Source organism: Aeromicrobium senzhongii (genome assembly GCF_014334735.1).
Taxonomy (GTDB): Bacteria; Actinomycetota; Actinomycetes; order Propionibacteriales; family Nocardioidaceae; genus Aeromicrobium; species Aeromicrobium senzhongii.
Window position 1 is genome coordinate 647,177 of sequence record NZ_CP060587.1, and the last position, 15,034, is coordinate 662,210.

Sequence of the window (15,034 nt, forward strand, 5' to 3'; positions counted from 1 at the left end):
GGTCCTCGTTGCGACCGTCTGGGGTCTGCTTGCCACCGTCATAAGTCTCGTCGGTAGTTCGGTCCCAGCCTTCTGGGTGGACGAGGCAGCCTCGTTGTCCGCGGCCCGCCGCCCGCTGGCTGACTTGGCCGGACTCCTTGAGCGCATCGATGCGGTGCACGGCGCCTACTACCTGGTCCTCCATGGCTGGATCTCCGCCTTCGGAGCGTCGGAGCTCGCCGTGCGGTCACTGAGTGCGATCGCGATCGGCGTCGCAGTCGCAGGAACTTACGTCCTCGCCCGCCAACTCTTCGACTCGAGTGTGGTCCCGAGCGCGGCCGCCCTGATCCTCGCCGTCCTGCCTCGCGTCACGTGGATGGGTCTCGAGACTCGCTCCTTCGCTCTGGCGACCGCCGCCGCCGTGTGGATGACGGTGGCGTTCGTGTGGGCGGGGAGGGCCGGTGGTCGACGCTGGTGGGCCTATGCCGCTCTGGTGACGGTGGGAGTCCTCTTCCACCTCTACGTGGCACTCCTCGTCGTGGTTCACGCCCTGGCCATCCCGTGGTTCGTCGAGCGAACGCGTGAGCGTCTCCACTGGTCGCTGGCCGCCGCGGGAGGGATGCTCGTCGCCGCCCCTCTCGTGGTGACGGCCCTCGGACAGCGGGGGCAACTCACGCAGACCGAGCTGTCGGTGCCCGGGTTCGTTCGACGGGCCGTGGTCAACCAGTGGTTCCTCGGTGAGACGCCGGGCGGCGTCGAGGCCGGTCCCTGGTTGCCGGCGGCACTCATGCTGGCCCTGGCCGGGTGGATCGCGGCGGGCGTGGGAGCCATACGGCTGCTTCGTGCCCCACGACCGCAGGCGCAGACGGGCGCGGCCATGCTGCTCCTCGGTTGGATCCTTCTGCCCACCGTGGTGATCGGTGGCTGGTCGCTCCTGGGGGGGTCCCTCTACCACCCGCGCTATTTCGGATACTGCGCCCCGGCTCTGGCCATGCTGATCGCCATGGGCCTGACGACGATCCACGGCCGGTTCGCCCGCGTTGCGCTGGTCGGCGGTTTGGTGCTCCTGGTCGCTCCTATCTACGCATCCCAACGGATGGAGGGTGCCAAGAGCGGCTACGACTGGTCGAGGGTCGCCGAGCGGATCGCGGAGCGAGCGCGGGAGGGAGACGGCGTCTACTTCAGCCCGTCACGCATGGACGATGCCAGCGTGGTCCGGGCCACCAGTCGGCCGATCGCCAGCGCGTATCCGGAGCCCTTCGCCGGTCTGGTCGACGTCACCCGAATCTCGGACCCGGCTGATTCTCATCTGCTCTTCGCCGGCTCGCGTCAACTCGCGGTAGCGGGCTCAACCCTCGATGGGCTCGACACCATCTGGGTCGTTCGCCGCACGGACCTCGAGGCCGCCGCTCGTGACCGTGATGAGGAGCTCCTCGCGGAGCACGGCCTGACCCCGACGGACGCTTGGTCGGGTCCGCGCACCACGTTGGTGCGCTTCGACCGGCGGTGACCGGGTCGGGCTCCTCACGAGGCGGCCGGTGCCCTCGCCGGCGGTGTCGAATGGTGTGGAGTCATCCGATCGCTTCCACTCCGGGAGGCGCTGTTGGCACCTAGACTCGGAGCCGTGACTTCGCGAGCTGGCACGATCCGACCGACGATCGTGTTTCGACGATGAGTTTGCGCGCGTACGTCAAGACGATCCAACGCCACGTCGCGGCCATCTTGCTGCTTGGGATCGTCGGGGCGATGGTGGGCTACCTGCACGCGAGCAACACGCCGCCGACCTACCGGGCCACCAGTCGCGTCCTGCTGACGACGGACTTGGGCGGTAGTGCCACCGACATCGTTCAGGGCTCCAACTTCATCCAGAACATCGTCGCGTCTTACGTGCTGCTGGCGAATTCCGAGATGGTGCTCAAGCCGGTCATCGAGCGGCTCGACCTCGACGTCACGCCGAAGCAGCTTGCGGGGTCGGTCAGCGCCTCCTCCCCGCTCAACACCGTGGTGATCGACGTCGCCGTCACCTCGGGCGATCCCGAGGAGGCACGTCAGATCGCCGCCGGAGTCACCCGAGAGCTGGCGGCCGCCGTCTCGGAAGTCTCGCCAGCCAACAAGAAGGGCGCTCCGGTCATCCGGCTCACCACGGTCGGTCCGCCGGCCACCCCTGGGGCACCCATAGCGCCGAGCCGGCGCAACGAAGTCATCCTGGGCGCACTGGTGGGTCTGGCCCTCGGGTTGGGTTACGCCCTTCTCCGTCGCTTCTTCGGTGCATCCATCCGTGATGCCTCGGACGTGGAAGAGATCACCGAGCTTCCCGTGCTGGGGGAAATCGTCGAATCGGGACGCGGAAGCTCCTTCCTGCGGGCCGTGATGTCCGATCGGCGGGGCAGGCAAGCCGAGTCACTCCAGGGCCTGGTCACGAGCCTGAGCTTCCTGAGGGTACCGAAGGGCGTCTCCTCGCTGGTGGTGACGTCGGCGACTCCGGGTGAGTCGAAGAGCTCGGTCGCGGCAGGATTGGCCGCCGTCGTCGCTGCCGGAAACAAGAAGGTCCTCCTGATCGACTGTGACCTTCGTTCTCCATCGGTCGGCCTCGTCACCGGCTTGGAGTCGGCGGTGGGCCTGTCCAATGTCCTCTCGGGCCAGTACAAGCTCTCGACCGCTGTCCAGGAGTGGATCCCGAACCTCGACGTCCTCGCCGCCGGCCCCATTCCCCCCAACCCGGCGCAACTGCTCAGTAGCACTGCCATGGAGGAGTTGATGGAGCAGGTCAAGGCGGACTACGACTTCATCGTCCTGGACTCGGCCCCGGTTCTGGCGGCCGCGGATGCGGTCTGGCTGGGCCACGTCACCGATGGCGTGCTGATGCTCGCGCGTCGCGCGAAGGTCACGACCGGCAAGTTCACCAAAGCACTGGACATCCTCGAGGCGGGTCACGCGCCTGTCCTCGGCGTCGCGTTGACGCGCGTGCGCCGTGGCCATCGGCTGCGCTACGGAAGCGACGGAGTGTACGGAAAGCGTTCACGGGAACGCGTCGACGTGTGATCCATTCCGTTGCGTGGAAGTCATTGCGCACAGCGCCAGTAGTTTGCGAGGCTACGGGGACAATCTCGGGTTGTTCACGACTTCGACGGAGTCGCGCGGTGCTCCGCGGCGGAAATTGTCTACCTGAGGTTGCCCCTTGATGACGACTGGACTGCAGCGCGGCCGCGCTGTCGCATCTCGCTTCATTCTCCTCGTTCTCGGTCTCGGCCTGGTTGCAGGCGCGATGGTCGGCGCGGTGACGGCGTCGGCCGGAGCCACTGTCCTGCAGGACGATTTCGACCGTCAGGTCGCCTCAGGGTGGGGAGCCGCCTCGAGTGGTCAGGCGTACACGGCAGGTTCGCCGGGACGGATGAGCGTCGGTGACGGCGTCGGCAAGGTCGATCTGGCTGCGGGCACGCAGGCCGCCTCGGTTAGTGAGAGCGTCGTGCTCGGTGACTCCTATGGCAAGGTGAACGTCTCGTTCCAGCGTCAGGGCGAAGGCACCTCCGACGGTGTCTCCACGTCGTTGCTCCTTCGGCGCAAGAGTCTGGGCTTGTACTACGAGGCGCGACTGCGCCAGCTCTCGACCGGTCGATTCGGACTCACCATCATCCGCAGCGATCGCACCTCGACGTCCACGCTCAGCAAGGAGGCCGTGGTGGCAGCGCGCATCGCGCCCGACCAGCGGTTGTCGGTCGAGTTCACGGCGACCGGTGGTGCCGTGGTCGAGCTGAAGGCACGCGCGTGGGCCAGTGGCGCATCGATCCCCTCGTGGCAGGCGATCGCCGTGGACTCGTCGGCCTCACGCATCGCCGCAGGCTCGCCCGGTCTGGCCTTCAAGTCGTCGAGCCGATCGGCGCGCACGACCGTGAGGGTCGACCAGTTCCGAGCCTCGGACATCAGTGCGAGCGCGGCGGTTCCCGGAACCGCGCGCCACCTCGCCGACGATTTCGCGCGCCGCTGGACTGAGGGCTGGGGCGCTTCGACCAGCGGATCGATGTACACGACAGGAGCCCCTGGCCGACTCCTCGTGGACGGGGCGCAGGGAGTCGCCACGGTCGAGTCGGGCAAGTCCGCGGCAGCGGTGGCGGAGGGCCTCACTCTCGGGGACGCCACGATCAAGGCCGACGTGACCGTCGCGACGGAACAACGAGGCGGCGGAGCGACCACGGCGGTCATCTTGCGTCGCTCGGCTCTCGGTTACTACTACGAGGCGCGCCTGCGCCACATCGCCGGCGGGCGCGTGGGGCTCTCCCTGCATCGTGTCGCAGGTTCCTCGACAGCCATGATCGGCGCAGAGAAGGTCGTCCTCGCGAGCGTCCCGGTGAACCGGACGCTCACCGTGGAGTTCTCCGCGATTGGGGACAGCAAGGTGGACCTGAGAGCACGAGCATGGCTGACAGGCGCCGCTGCTCCTGCCTGGCAGGTGACCGGCGTCGACTCGTCGGACGACCGTTTGAGGGCTGCTGGTGCCCCGGGTCTGAAATTCGCGGTTCCGGACGATGGGGTGGCCACCGTCATCCGTGTCGACAACGTCGCGACGGCGAAGGCAGACACCTCCGCCAGTCCGACGCCACGGCCTACGCCGACGACCCCGTCGCCGACTCCCACGGCACCTGCGACCACCGCGACGACTCCCGCACCGACCACTCCTGCCCCGGTCACACCTGCGGCCGTCGGCTCGCTTCCAGTCGGCAAGGCCTCGTATCCGGTTCCCTCGGGGGCCATCTTCGTGGCTGCCAAGGGCTCGCGAGCGGGGGCCGGGACCAAGGCTGATCCCTATGGGAGCCTGGGATTCGCGTTGGAGAAGGCCAAGCCGGGTTCGACACTCGTCCTTCGTGGCGGCACGTATCAGGAGAGCGTGCTCATCGACAAGAGCAAGTCCGGCATCACCGTGCAGAACTTCCCCGGTGAGGCGGTGTGGTTCGACGGCTCGAAGTCGGTGGCGAACTGGACCGCGAGCGGGTCTCGCTGGGTCGCCTCGGGGTGGACGAGTCTCTTCGATCACCGGATCATGGCGGGCTCCACGGATGAGACGAGCAGATGGGTGGACCCGGCGAGGCCGTTGGCGAGCCATCCGGATCAGGTGTGGGTCGGGGGCAAGGCGCTGACGCAGGTGGCTTCGGAGTCGGCCGTGTCGGCGGGCAAGTTCTTCGTCGACAAGGCCGGCAAGCGGCTCGTGATCGGCGATGATCCGCGAGGTAAGGCGATCCGAGCCAGCGCGTTGACACGAGCGATCGAGGTCCATGCACAGGATTCGGTCTTGCGCGGCTTCGGCGTGCGGCGCTATGCGACGGCGAAGAATCAGTTCGCGGCGGTGATCGCGGGCGTGCCGGGCATCGAGTTCGAGAACGTGGTGGTGACGGAGAACGCGTGGGTCGGGATTGCTGCGTGGGCGGCAGGCCAGCGTTACCGGAACGTGACGGTCTCGGAGAACGGCATCATGGGCTTCGGGGGAAACAACACAAACGACCTGGTGATCGAGAACTCGGAGTTCCGTGGCAACAACGCGCAAGGCTTCAAGCCGACACCTATCGCGGCGGGTATCAAGATCACCCGCGCGAAGGGCGTGGTCCTGCGCGACAACGTGGTCGCGAACACCTCGTTCGCTGGAGGCGTCTGGTTCGATGTGTCGTCCTCGAAGCTGCAGATCGTCGGTAACTCGGTCTCGGGGAACGCTGCGGGAGTCATGGTGGAGCTGAGCGAGGACGCGCTCATCGCCGACAACCACATCTTCGACAACTCCGGGACGGGGGTGCGCGTGCAGGCGTCCGGATCCGTGGACGTGTGGAACAACACGATCGTCGGGAACCCGCGGCCGTTCGCGGTGTGGGCTGACGAACGGCGTCAGGAAGTGCCGGCGCTCGTGGCGACGATTCCGTGGGTGGTCGATGACATCGACTTCCACAACAACGTCGTGAGCATGACGGGATCGAACACCTGCCCCATCCTCACGCAGGACGAGTCCCAGATCATGGTCGGAGATGACTTCGGCATCACCTCTGACAACAACGCGTTTCACCGGCCAAGCGCCTACAGCCCGGCCAACTTCGCTTGTTGGGCCAACGGTGTGTTCCAGGTCGAGAGCTTCAAGAACCTCCAACAGTTCCGCGAGGGCACAGGCAATGACAAGTCCTCCATCCTCACGGAGGGCGCACCCATCGTCGACGCCACCGGCGTGGTGGACGCCGCGAACCGGGCGCGTGCCGGCTCGATTGCCCTGGGGCTGCCCGCTGTGATCGCCGAGGCGACCGGTCAGCGAACCGGTACGAAGGCCCTCGGCGCTTTCACGGGGCGCCATGGTTGACGGTGCACCACAGGAGGAGCTCGCCGACGGAAATCATGCTCGGCTCGGCGTCGTGGTGGTCAACTACGGATCGAGTGGTCTTCTCCGCGAGAATCTGGCCCGGATCCCGTTCGACGCGGGTTGCGTGGTGGTGGTCGTGGACAACTTCTCGTCGGTGACCGAGCGTTCGACCGTACGTGGACTCGTCGGTGAACAAGGGTGGGTGGGTGTCTACCCGGAAGGGAACCTCGGCTTCGGCGGAGGATGCAACGTCGGCGTGGCGCAGGCTCTCGAGCGGGGAGCATGCCGTGTCCTGCTGTTGAATCCGGATGCAACCATCGATTTGGGCTCGGTGGCGGCACTTGAGTCAGTGGTGGCGGCACGGCCCAGAACCCTGGCAGCCCCGACGATCCTCAACGGCGTGGGAGCGGTGTGGTCGGCAGGCAGTGACCTCCTGCTCGACACCGGGGACATGCGCTCGTGGGGCCGGCGGGTGCCGGGTGAACGCCATCTGCCCTGGCTGTCCGGGGCATGTCTGATGTTCTCCGCGGAGCTGTGGCGGGAGATCGGCGGCTTCGACGAGGACTACTTCCTCTACTGGGAGGACGTCGATCTGTCGGCCAAGGTGCTCGCTGCCGGGGGCGATCTGGAGCTCGTGGCCGGCGCGACAGCGATCCATGACGAGGGTGGAACCCACCAACTCGAGAGCCGATCACGCGCCAAGTCGTCCCTGTACTACTACTTCAACACTCGCAATCGTCTGTTGTTTGCGCGCAAGCATCTCGAGGACGAGGACTTCCGTCGATGGAGACGGCGGTCGTGGGCCGCCGCGCGGAGCATCCTGCTCCGAGGTGGGCGGCGGCAGATCATCCGCCCCGACCGGACTGTCTGGCCGGTGCTGCGGGGAACTCTGGCGGGATGGCGAGCCGCGCGCACCACGGGGGCGCTGGCACCGCGGGTCCGGGTGTACGAAGGTCTGCGAACGGCTCACCTGGAACGTTTCCATGTGTTGGAGCCGGCTTCCGTGCTCTACGGCGGGCGCAACTACGACTTCGCCGAAGAGCTGCTCGGTGGCTTGGATGTGCGCCGATTCTCGGGCACGCGGAGTCTGGTGCTCCAGTTGCTGCGGGCCGACGTCCGCCAACTCGAGGTCAACGAGCCACTCATGTTGTCAGCGGTCAAGAACAGCCTCGCCGCCGCTCTCGCGGTTCGGCTCCGAGGGCTCATCACCGGCCGGCACGTCCGGGTCGTGAGCTATGCCATCGGCAATGAGGATCCATTCGCGTCGCCGAGTCCGCGCCTGGCGTCGTGGTGGCGGCGGTGGGTGTACCGATCCATGGTGAATCTGTTGATGCGGCGAGTCGACCGCCTGGCGGTGGGCACTCCGGGCGCGATGGCCCAGTACGCCCCTTACCGGATGCGGCGATCGGCGCAGAGCCGTCTGATCCCGGCTCTCCCGGAGCCGTGTGGGGCGTGCTCGCTGGGAGGCCCGAGGTCCGCGGTGGTCTTTCTGGGCGCATTCGATGAGCGGAAGGGCCTACGTCAGTTGATCGAGGCGTGGCCCCTGATCAGGACGGGGTCTCCCGGCACCCCTCTGCACATTCTCGGCAAGGGTGAGCTGCGCGGGCTCGCCGAGTTTGCCGTTGCCGGGTGGGATGAGGCGACGATCCAGGTCGACCCCAGTCGGGAAGAGATCCACCGCGTGCTGGCCTCGGCTGCGGTGCTGGTGCTGCTCTCGCAGCCGACCCCGACGTGGCGCGAGCAGGTCGGGTTGCCGATCGTCGAGGCGCTCGCCCACGGCTGCGAGATCGTTGCCACCTCGGAGACCGGGATATCCCCGTGGCTGACCGAGCATGGTCATCAGGTTGTCGACGCTCACGGGGCCGGCCCAGAAGACGTCGCGGCTGCCGTGCGGCGAGCGCTGGAGGCTGACCGCAAGGCGGGTGACGTGCTTCAAGACCTACCTGCCGTCGACGGAAGGCTCGCCGCTGATCGCTGGATGTTCGGCGACTGACCCGTTAGGCCAGACCGACGGCCGTGGCAAGTCGATTCGCGAGATGTTGGCAGGTGAACTCGTCCTCGACGTGTCGACGAGCCTCGTGGCCCATCGATGCAGCCCGGGCCGGGTCGTCGACGAGGTCGATCAGGCGCTCGACCCATCGGTCGGTCGCCTGCGAGCTCATCAGGAATCCGGTCACGCCGTCGTCTACGTAGTCCTCCGCACCCGGTGTGTGCGTGAGAATCACCGGTCGTCCGGTGGCCTGTGCTTCGAGGGACACGGTCATCCCCGAGACGTGCAGGTTGGGCCGGGTCGCGATCGCGACGACCGAGGACCGCCGATAGAACTCCCTGAGTTCGAGGTGCGAGAGATGCGGGACGACCGTGACTCCGGGGGCGGACGCACGTGCCCTCGTCTGTACGACGGCCTTCACGTGCGGTCGAGCACGGACGACCTGCGCGAAGGCGGCCAGGATCGTCTCGTGATCGCGATCCCGGTCGCCCCCTGCGCTGAACAACAGCGGTTGCTCGGGGTACGGCGCGGGGGAGAAGAACGCGTCGTCAACGCCGAACTTCACGAATTCGGATGGGGTCGAGCTCCCGACGAGACGGTCGACGGCGTCCAGTTGTCCTCGACTCAGCACCCACACGGACTGCATGGCCGACAAGGTCCTGCGAACGCCCGCTGTCGCGCGACCATCGGCCTGGTCGAGCCGGTCGGTGGCCCAGATGACTCCGCAGTGCATGCGACCGTAGCGTCGCGAGGCGGCCATCGCGTGCGCCGTGCCCTCGTCCCAGGCAAGCCCGAGGCGCTCATTGCGTGCTGCTCGGGGGCGTAGGCGCCAAGCGAGTCGGGCCCCCCGCGACGGTGCGCTGACGTGTCTCATGGCGACGGGGCGTCCGGGACGGTCGATGCGCTCCAGTCCGTAGGGCCACAGCCCGGGAACCTCCCCGCGCGCGTGTCGCTCGCTCCAGGTGCTCGACGCCACCGGGAAGACGAACTCCGTCTCGGCCATGCGTTCTCCGTTCAGTCCCCGCGCTGTCGAGCAGTGATTCGTCACCGTACAGCAGCGCGGTGGGGCCTCGGACTCTTTCCGTCGGGACCGGAAGGGCAGCATGCGGAGTAAGTCGTGGGACGAAAGATGAGAAAGAGGCAGGAGTGTCGAAACACCATTTCTGAGGTCCGCCATTCGCCGAACGGTGTATCGCGACGCGTGTTTGACTGCTCGTGTTCCAAGAATTCGCGGGGGGAAATCGCGACTTGCGGGCATCCGGCTGGGTGCACTGATCAAAGGAATACGCGCGTGAACAGCACTCATGGCCGACCCATCGTCTTGATCGGTACCCTCTCCCTGATTCTCCTCGCGATGGTCGCGCCGTCGATCAACCGCGCCGATGCCGCGGAGCCCCTGCCTGAGACCGTCACGGCAGATGCACTGCCCACCGCGCAGATGAACGGGAAGTCGACGACCGTGCTGATCGTGGGTGACACCGTCTACGCCGGCGGTGACTTCACCAGTGCGCGTCCGGCCGGCGCCCCGGCGGGTACCGGCGAGAGTCAGCGATGGAACGCGATGGCCTTCGATCTGCGCACGGGCGCGCTCAAGGCCTGGGCGCCGCAGTTCAACGGTCAGGTCAAGGACATTGCGACGAACCCGGCCAAGACCAAGCTCTACGTCGTGGGGACGTTCACCCAGGTCAACGGCCTGAGCCGCAACCGCATCGCGATCTTCGATCTTCCCAGCGGCAATCTCAGTAGCCTCGCTCCCAACATCAACGGCATCACCAGCACCGTCGCAGCCACGAACGACACGATCTTCGTCGGCGGCTACTTCACAGGCGTGAACAATCTGCCGCGCGGACGCGCGGCTGCGATCAACGCCTCGACCGGTGCGACGCTGCCGTGGCGGGTCGACGCCGACAACAACCAGGTGCAGTCGATGGAGGTGAACACCGGGGTCAACAAGGTCCTGATGACAGGCAACTTCACTTCGGTGGGTGGCAGCGACAATCCCGGTTACGGCATGTTCCTCTCCGATGCGACCACGGGTGAGGCGCGGCCGCTCCCGGTGAACACCCAGGTTCGGGACGCAGGTGAGAACTCTGGCATCGCCAAGACCGACAGCGACGGGCAGAGGTTCTACGGGGTCGGCTGGCACTACGGCGGCGGTGGAAACTCCGAAGGCACATTCGCAGCGAACTGGAGCGATGGGTCGCTGGTCTGGATCGAAGACTGCCACGGCGACACGTACGACGTCGCGGCCACGTCCGATGTGGTCTACACGGCCAGTCACAAGCACTACTGCGGGAACAGCAACGGGTTCCCCCAGTCGGATCCGTGGACGTACTACCACTCGAACGCCTTCAGTAACGATGTGCGCGGCACCAACACCCCGGACATCTATGGCTACAAGGATCACCCCGGCGCCCCGCGCCCCGAGCTCCTGAACTGGTGGCCCACCTCATCGGTCGGATCGGTGAGTGGACAAGCCACGTGGGCGGTCGACGCGGAGGATGACTACGTGGTCTTCGCCGGCGAGTTCCCACGGGTCAATGGTCAAGCGCAGGCTGGGCTCGTGCGGTACGCGAAACGTTCAGTCGCCGGCAACCCGAAGAAGCGCGGGCCGCAGAACTCGGCCGCGGCGATCAACCCCAGCGTGCGCAGCGCCCGGCCGGGCGAGGTTCGGCTCACCTGGCCGGCCAACCGTGACCAGGACAGTGCGAAGTTGACGTACCGTATCTACCGCAACACCGTCAACGCGGCTGGCCTGGTCCACGAGGAGGTCCAGACTGCCCGCTGGTGGGAGGGCAAGCCGATGTCCTTCCGGGACACGGGTCTCACGCCCGGCGCCGATGTGCGCTATCAGCTGCGGGTCCTCGACGACGACGGCAATCTCGCCACGTCCAACTGGGTGACCGTGACCGTCGCTGCCACCGACACTCTCGGGCAGTACGGGAACGCCGTGTTCGATGACGGGGCGACCAAGTACTGGCGTCTCGGGGACAGCGGCACCGCCGTCGCCGACTGGATCGGGAGCGACAACACGGTTGCCGGATCGGGCGTGACGCGGGGCACTGCCGGTGCGCTGAACAACTGGACCGACACTGCATCCGGGTTCGCCGGTACGGCCAATGGCCGAGTGATCTCGTCGGAGCTGACGCCGGGCCCGCACGTCTTCTCGACCGAGGTGTGGTTCAAGACCACATCGAGGGCGGGCGGCAAGATCGTTGGTTTCGGCAACGCTGCGACGGGCGACTCCGGAAGCTACGACCGCCACATCATGATGAACACCGCGGGGCGCCTCGTGTTCGGCGTGTACCCGAGTGCTGAACGGGCGGTGACGTCAGCCAAGGCGTACAACGATGGTCAGTGGCACCAGGCGGTGGCGACGTTGAGTCCCAAGGGTCAGGTCCTCTACGTCGACGGCAAGCGGGTTGCCCAGCGGACCGACACGACGTCCGCGCAGGTGTACAACGGCTACTGGCGCATCGGTGGCGACAACACGTGGACCGGAGGAAAGAACTTCAACGGCCAAATCGACGAGTTCTCGGTGTACCCCACCGCCCTCACGCCCGCGCAGGTCAACAACCACTGGATCCAGAGCGGTCGTCCCTCGGCCCTGGGGACGGCACCGGCCGATCCGTACGGTGCTTCCGTTTTCAGCGACGAGCCGGATCTGTTCTGGCGTCTTGCCGACACGGGATCGACGGCGGCGGACGCCGCACCGTTGGGCGACCGCGAGGGGACGATCGCGGGAAACAGGACGGCGGGTCGCCCCGGCGTGATTGCCGGGAACGCTTCGCTCCGCCTCGGTCCCAGCACCATGTTCGGAATGAGCCCCGGGGGTGTTGTGACGTCGAAGACCCAGATCCCCGGACCCGCCACGTTCAGCCAAGAGGTGTGGTTCAAGACCACGATGTCTGGCGTGGGCCGGATCTTCGGTTTCGGTTCGAGCAGTGGCACGGGAGCGTCGACGAACTATGATCGGCATCTGTGGCTGTCCGCCGGACGGCTCAACTTCGGCGTGAATCCCGGATCCGCCGTGACCATCACGTCCAGCGAGACCCTCAACGACGGCCAGTGGCACCACGTGGTCTCCACCTTGGGGCCGGACGGGATGAAGCTGTACGTCGACGGTGAACTCGACGGGACGCACCCGAACACCTCGGCCCAGGCGTACGACGGCTATTGGAAGCTCGGTGGCGACCGGCAGTGGACCGACTCCTCCACGGCGTGGTTCGACGGCGATGTCGACGAGGCCGCGATCTACTCCCGAGCCCTGTCGACGTCCGACGTTCAGCGGCACTTCGTCGCTGGCGGCGGTGTGCTGCCGAACGTGAGCCCGACGGCCGACTTCACAGTCGCCAAGGATGGATTGGCGGCTGCTTTCACGTCCAACGCCTCGGACCGCGACGGAACGATCGTCTCGTACCTGTGGGACTTCGGCGATGGGCAGACCAGTACGCAGGCGAACCCCTCGCACACCTATGACGAGGAAGGCACGTTCACCGTCACCCTGACCGTGGCGGACGAGGACGGAGGCGAGGGCACCTACTCGGCTCCCGTCGTGATGGAGAGGCCGAACGTCGCTCCCACGGCGGATTTCCGGTCGACGACGACGCCCGGCTCCAAGACGGTGGCGTTCACCTCCGAAGCGCGCGACAGCGACGGCTCAATCGTGTCCCACCTCTGGGAGTTCGGGGATGGAAACACTTCGACCGAGCAGAACCCGGTACACGACTTCGTGGGCTTCGGGAGCCATGAGGTCAAGCTCACCGTGACAGATGACGAGGGTGCGTCCTCGTCCGTGACGCGGACGGTTTCGCTCGAGGCTCCCAACCAACCCCCGACGGCCGCGTTCTCTGTTACAACGAACGGACTCAGAGTCACGGTGAATGCCGCTGGATCGAGCGATCCGGACGGGACGATCACGTCCTACGAGTGGGACTTCGATGAGGGTCCCGGTGGTTCGGGCTCATCGGCAACGCACACCTACGGCGCCGCCGGCACATACACCATCGCCCTGACTGTCACCGATGACGATGGTGGAACCCACACCGCGACCAGAGAGGTGACGGTGTCGGTACCGGCAGCCACCGACATCGTGGCCAAGGATGTGTTCGATCGGACGGTGACGGGTGGTTGGGGTGCCGCTGATGTGGGTGGCGCGTGGTCGACTCCGGCGTCGGCTCAGCGCTACTCGGTGTCCGGTGGGGCGGGTGTGCTGTCGGTGCCGGCTGGCGGGACCGTGGCGGCGACGTTGGGGGAGGTCGGCTCGGCGAACACTCGGGTGACCGGGGTGTTCTCGGTCGACAAGCTCTTCGAGGCGACGTACGTGTCCTTGGTCGGTCGCAAGGTGGGGACGAACGAGTACTTCGCCCGGTTGCGGCTCGCTGCCGACGGCAGTGTTCGGATGAACCTGTTGCGCAACCCGGGCACGGTCACGGTGGGGGCGCAGGTCGTCCCGAACCTGACGATCGTCCCGGGGGAGAAGTATCGGTTGGCGATCGAGGTGACCGGTTCGGGTCCGACGACGCTGAAGGCGAAGGTCTGGAAGGACGGCACTGCAGAGCCTGACTGGCAGCGGACGGTGACCGACGTGGCTGCAGCGTTGCAGGTGCCCGGTTCCGTCGGGGTGTGGGGCACGTTGCCCTCTGCCGCTTCGGCGGTCTCCCCGTTGGCGCTCCGCTGGGACGCGATCACCGTCACCGACCCCACCATCGTGGTGGCTGAGCCCGAGGAGCCGCCGACGCCGAACGTGGCACCGGTGGCCGACTTCGCCTGGACCGCTTCTGGTTTGACAGCCGCCTTCACATCGGCCGCGTCGGACTCGGACGGAACGATCGCGTCGCACGCCTGGGACTTCGGTGATGGCGCGACGAGCACCGCATCGAATCCCTCGCATCGCTTCGACTCGCCCGGATCGTACGTGGTCCGGCTGACGGTCACCGACGACGACGGTGCAACTCACTCCGTCACCAAGTCCCTGGCGGTCAGTGCCCCCGATCCGGAGGACCCGGCGCCGGCGAATCTGCTGGCCGAGGATGTGTTCGATCGGACGGTGACGGGTGGTTGGGGTGCCGCTGATGTGGGTGGCGCGTGGTCGACTCCGGCGTCGGCTCAGCGCTACTCGGTGTCCGGTGGGGCGGGTGTGCTGTCGGTGCCGGCTGGCGGGACCGTGGCGGCGACGTTGGGGGAGGTCGGCTCGGCGAACACTCGGGTGACCGGGGTGTTCTCGGTCGACAAGCTCTTCGAGGCGACGTACGTGTCCTTGGTCGGTCGCAAGGTGGGGACGAACGAGTACTTCGCCCGGTTGCGGCTCGCTGCCGACGGCAGTGTTCGGATGAACCTGTTGCGCAACCCGGGCACGGTCACGGTGGGGGCGCAGGTCGTCCCGAACCTGACGATCGTCCCGGGGGAGAAGTATCGGTTGGCGATCGAGGTGACCGGTTCGGGTCCGACGACGCTGAAGGCGAAGGTCTGGAAGGACGGCACTGCAGAGCCTGACTGGCAGCGGACGGTGACCGACGCGGCTGCAGCGTTGCAGGTGCCCGGTTCCGTCGGGGTGTGGGGCACGTTGCCCTCTGCCGCTTCGGCGGTCTCCCCGTTGGCGCTCCGCTGGGACGCGATCACCGTCACCGACCCCTCGGCTCTCGACTGATCGGCCAGATCTGAGGCGGCAGAACTCGACAATCTCGCGGCGCCGCCGCGCTAGGGTGGTGTCTGCTGGCCCGGATCGCGGTCGGCGA

6 protein-coding genes are annotated in these 15,034 nt (G+C 66.9%); 5 read left to right on the forward strand and 1 reads right to left on the reverse strand.

Annotated elements, in window-relative coordinates:
• The first annotated feature begins 124 nt into the window (after positions 1-124).
• The 4 genes from H9L21_RS03265 to H9L21_RS03280 all read left to right on the forward strand — a co-directional run bounded on the left by H9L21_RS03265 (position 125) and on the right by H9L21_RS03280 (position 8,300).
• Positions 125-1,489 carry a glycosyltransferase family 39 protein gene (locus tag H9L21_RS03265; protein ID WP_187411751.1) on the forward strand — a complete coding sequence of 455 codons (1,365 nt, stop codon included), beginning with the start codon at positions 125-127 and terminating at the stop codon, positions 1,487-1,489.
• Positions 1,490-1,656: 167 nt separating this feature from the next.
• On the forward strand, positions 1,657-3,021 hold the full coding sequence (locus H9L21_RS03270; RefSeq protein WP_187411752.1) for a tyrosine-protein kinase domain-containing protein: 1,365 nt from the start codon (positions 1,657-1,659) through the stop codon (positions 3,019-3,021).
• A gap of 637 nt (positions 3,022-3,658) precedes the next feature.
• Positions 3,659-6,307 (forward strand): right-handed parallel beta-helix repeat-containing protein, encoded by a 2,649-nt coding sequence (locus tag H9L21_RS03275; RefSeq protein WP_187411753.1) that lies wholly within the window; start codon positions 3,659-3,661, stop codon positions 6,305-6,307.
• The gene (locus H9L21_RS03280) at positions 6,300-8,300 is read left to right on the forward strand and encodes a glycosyltransferase (protein ID WP_154595706.1); all 2,001 of its coding nucleotides are present in this window, start codon (positions 6,300-6,302) and stop codon (positions 8,298-8,300) included. Before H9L21_RS03275 ends, H9L21_RS03280 begins: the two co-directional genes overlap by 8 nt.
• Before the next feature lie 4 nt (positions 8,301-8,304).
• Here H9L21_RS03280 and H9L21_RS03285 read toward each other — a convergent pair whose 3' ends face one another.
• Complete coding sequence (locus H9L21_RS03285) at positions 8,305-9,300, reverse strand: glycosyltransferase family 4 protein (protein ID WP_187411754.1); 996 nt, start codon at positions 9,298-9,300, stop codon at positions 8,305-8,307.
• 114 nt (positions 9,301-9,414) lie between these two features.
• Here H9L21_RS03285 and H9L21_RS15550 point away from each other — a divergent pair, with 114 nt between their 5' ends.
• Complete coding sequence (locus H9L21_RS15550) at positions 9,415-14,946, forward strand: PKD domain-containing protein (protein ID WP_154595704.1); 5,532 nt, start codon at positions 9,415-9,417, stop codon at positions 14,944-14,946.
• Positions 14,947-15,034 lie beyond the last annotated feature (88 nt).